General features: G+C 74.2%; 2 protein-coding genes and 1 pseudogene. All 3 read right to left on the bottom strand.

The window, feature by feature from the left end:
- Nucleotides 1-600: pseudogene (locus Q6969_RS13995) on the bottom strand (FUSC family protein); the annotation flags it as partial.
- Between the two features lie 197 nt (nucleotides 601-797).
- Nucleotides 798-2879 carry a glycogen debranching protein GlgX gene (gene glgX, locus Q6969_RS13990; RefSeq protein WP_317230985.1) on the bottom strand — a complete coding sequence of 694 codons (2082 nt, stop codon included), beginning with the start codon at nucleotides 2877-2879 and terminating at the stop codon, nucleotides 798-800.
- 128 nt (nucleotides 2880-3007) lie between these two features.
- On the bottom strand, nucleotides 3008-3801 hold a 794-nt coding region (locus Q6969_RS13985; RefSeq protein ID WP_317230984.1), incomplete at its 5' end, for a serine protease.

Below are 3801 nucleotides of genomic sequence, written 5' to 3'. Positions count from 1 at the left end.
GGCCACGGCCGTCCACGCGGCCGGATCGCGGTGCACGGCGGCGTCCCGCACGGGGACCCGGGGCAGCGCGCGGAAGCGGTGGGCGTGCGCGTCCGGCACCCACCGGCGCAGCAGCCAGCCGGACATGCAGACGCCGGCCGAGAAGAGGATGGCGGCCACCGCCGTCACGAGGGCGTCGCGGGCCTGCGCCGGGTCCACGGGCACGGCCGCGCAGACCACCAGCCCGAACACGGGGAAGAGCGGGTGCGGCGGCACGAGGCTCATCGCGGTCGACACGAGCGACGCCCCGCCGAGCACGATCGCGAGCCCCACGGCCTCGAGCGCCAGCGGCGCCTCGGCGAGCGAGAGCAGCACGCCCGTGGCGATCGCGACGAGCATCATCCCGGCGGCCGCGCCGACGCTCGCCAGCCGCAGCCGGTAGCGCTCGTTCCGGCCGTAGAGGCCCGTGAAGGCGCCGAAGGAGGCGTAGAGCGCGAGGTCGAGCCGGTCGACGGCGAGGAGCACGAGGAGCGGGACGAGGAGGCCGACGCTGGCGCGCACGGCGGCCTCGAGGTCGAGCGCGCGGGTCGACGGCGGCCGCGGGGCGGGCGGATCGGTCACGCGGTCCCTCCGGATGCCCGGGGGTGGGATCCGGGCGACCCTCCACGCTACGCCCGCGCGGCACCGTCCCCGCACGCCCGCCCGCCCGGGCGCCCGGCCGGCCGGCACGACGCGTCGGCACGCCCCCCGCCCGCACGACGACGCGCCCCCGGTCTCCCGGGGGCGCGTCGTCGTGCAGCCCGTCGTGGGCGGTGCGTCTACGAGCGCGCGGCCCGGAGCACCGTGAAGGAGCGGTCGCGCGTGAGGATGCTCGTCGCGTCCTCCGTCACGTTCTGCTCGGAGTCCGACGAGATCGCCAGGTGCCAGGAGACGCCGAGGCCCTCGGGCAGCTGGAACTCGACGGGGCCCTCGGCCGCGTTGAACGCGACGAAGAACGCGTCGCTGTCCTTGCCCTTCATGATCACGCCGATGCTGAACGCGTTCGGGTCCTCCCAGTCCTTCGGCTCGAGCGTCGCGCCGTCCGCGCGGATGAAGCGCACGGCCTCCTCCTGGCCCTCGACGTCGTCGCCGCGGAACCAGATGGGCCGGAGCGCGCGGTTGCCGCGGCGCAGGCGGATGAGCTTCCGCGTGAAGTCCTGCAGGTCGCGGTCCGCGTTCTCCCAGTCGAACCACGAGATCTCGTTGTCCTGGCAGTAGGCGTTGTTGTTGCCGCCCTGCGTGCGCGCGATCTCGTCGCCGCCGAGCACCATCGGGACGCCCGAGGAGAGCATGAGCGTGCCGAGCATGTTGCGGCGCTGGCGGTCGCGGATCGCGTTCACCTCGGCGTCGTCCGTGGGGCCCTCGACGCCGGCGTTGGAGGAGCGGTTGTCGCTCTCGCCGTCGTTGTTGTCCTCGCCGTTGGCCTCGTTGTGCTTCTCGTCGTAGGCGGTGAGGTCGGCGAGCGTGAACCCGTCGTGCGCCGTGATGAAGTTCACGCTGCACAGGGGCGAGCGGCGGCCGGACTCGTAGACGTCCGGGCTGCCCGTGATCCGCTGGGCGAGCGCGCCGAGCACGTTCTGCCCGCTGTGCCAGAAGTCGCGCACGTCGTCGCGGAACTTGCCGTTCCACTCGGACCAGTCGGCGGGGAAGCCGCCGACCTGGTAGCCGGCGGTGTCCCACGGCTCGGCGATCATCTTCACCGGCGCGAGCACCGGGTCCTGGTGGATCAGCGTGAGGAACGCGCTGTGCAGCTCGGCGTCGCCGTCCTGGCGCGTGAGCGTCGTGGCGAGGTCGAAGCGGAAGCCGTCGACGTGCATCTCCTCGACCCAGTAGCGGAGCGAGTCCATGATGAGCGCGAGCGCGGCCGGGTGGCCGACGTTCAGGCTGTTGCCGGTGCCGGTGGTGTCGAAGTACGACGCCTCGTCGCCCTCCACGAGCCGGTAGTAGGACGCGTTGTCGATGCCCTTGAGCGACAGCGACGGCCCCATGTGGTTGCCCTCGGCGGTGTGGTTGTAGACCACGTCGAGGATGACCTCGAGGCCGGCCGCGTGCAGGGCCTTGACCATCTCCTTGAACTCGGCGACCTGCTGGCCGCCGTCGCCCGCGGAGCTGTAGTCGGAGTAGGGCGCGAGGAAGCCGATGGAGTTGTAGCCCCAGTAGTTGCGGAGGCCCTTCTCCTCGAGGTGCGAGTCCTGCATGAAGTGGTGCACGGGCAGGAGCTCGACGCTCGTCACGCCCAGGTCGGTCAGGTACTCGATGGCGCTCGGGTGGGCGAGGCCCGCGTACGTCCCGCGGATCTCCTCGGGCACCGACTCGAGCCGCTCGGTGAAGCCCTTGACGTGGACCTCGTAGACGACGGTCTCGTCGAGGGGCGTGCGCGGGGCCTCGTCGTCCTCCCAGTCGAAGCGGCGGTCCGCGACGACGGAGCGGGGCATGGAGGCGGCGGAGTCGGCGTCGTTCATCACGTTCGGGTCGTCGAAGGTGTGCGCGAACACGTCCTCGCCCCAGGTGGGGTGGCCCTCGATCGCGATGGCGTACGGGTCGAGGAGGAGCTTGGCCGGGTTGTGGCGGAGGCCGCGGGACGGGTCCCACTCGCCGTGGACGCGCAGGCCGTAGCGCGTGCCGATGCCGGCGCCCTCGACGAGGCCGTGGAAGACGTGGCCGGTGCGCTCGGAGAGTCGCGTGCGGGTCTCGGTGCCCGCGTCGTCGAACACGCAGACCTCGACGGCCTCCGCGGTCTCGGAGTAGACGGCGACGTTGAGCCCGCTGGGCAGTCCGCCGTCGCGAGCGACGACGGTCGCCCCGAGGGGGTACGGACGGCTGATGTAGGAGCGGCTGATGGGAGGGAGTTCGATGGTCACCGGTTCAGTATGCTCGCGCTCCCGCGACTGCTTCGTGCACGAAGGGCGATCCCCAGGCAGCGGTGCCCGGACCGGCGCTCACCGGCCATGGCACCGCCGCCCGGGGACCCGGCGGCACGTGGAGGGCGCTATCGCGCGTGCAGGGAGGCGAGCGCCTGCTCGGCGTCGGCACCCCAGGTGGCGAGCAGCACCCCTCGGCCGGCGGACGGCCGGGCGACCACCGCCCGCTGCTCGCCCGCAGCCGTCACCACCGGCGACCCCGCGGAGCCCTTCTCGAGCGCGCAGGGCAGCGCCACCTGGGCGCCGGCGTCGTGGTGCGGGCGTCCCGCGCACGCCTCGAGCACGGCCGTCGGGGATCCCGCGGCGGGGTAGCCGAGGACGGACAGGCGCGGCGCGAGGCCGGCCGGCGGGACCAGCGCGGATCCGAAGACGGGCACCGCGGCGCCCACGGAGGCGGCGAGGGTCGGCCCGACGGGACCGCGCACGCGCGCGAAGCCGGCGTCGTCGGCCGGGTTCCCCGACGCCGTCCAGGCGGTGGACACGGCGGCGACCCGCACCGGCCAGATGCCGTGCGGAGCGGTGGCCCCCTGGGCGCCGGGGATGAAGGTCGCGAGGGTGGTCGCGGTGCGCGCGTCCCGGTCGTAGAGGCAGTGGGCCGCGGTCGCGATGGCGTCGCCGTCGGCGGTCGCCACGACGCCGGCCGTGCACGCCCGGTCGCGGCCGCCGGCGACGTAGAAGAGGACGCCGACGGACGGCAGGTCCGCGTGCGACACCTGGCCCGGGGAGAGGGCGCCGGCGTCGTCGGGGACCGACCGGAGGGACAGCCGTCCGGCGGCGGACGCGCTCTGGGGGTCGGCCGCGCTCGACGGGGCGGCGGCCGGATCGGTCGCGAGGGCCGCCGCGCGGCGCTCCGCGGTCCAGT

Source organism: Clavibacter sp. MX14-G9D, from assembly GCF_032917815.1.
GTDB lineage: Bacteria > Actinomycetota > Actinomycetes > Actinomycetales > Microbacteriaceae > Clavibacter > Clavibacter michiganensis_K.
This window is presented reverse-complemented; position numbering and strand designations above follow the sequence as displayed.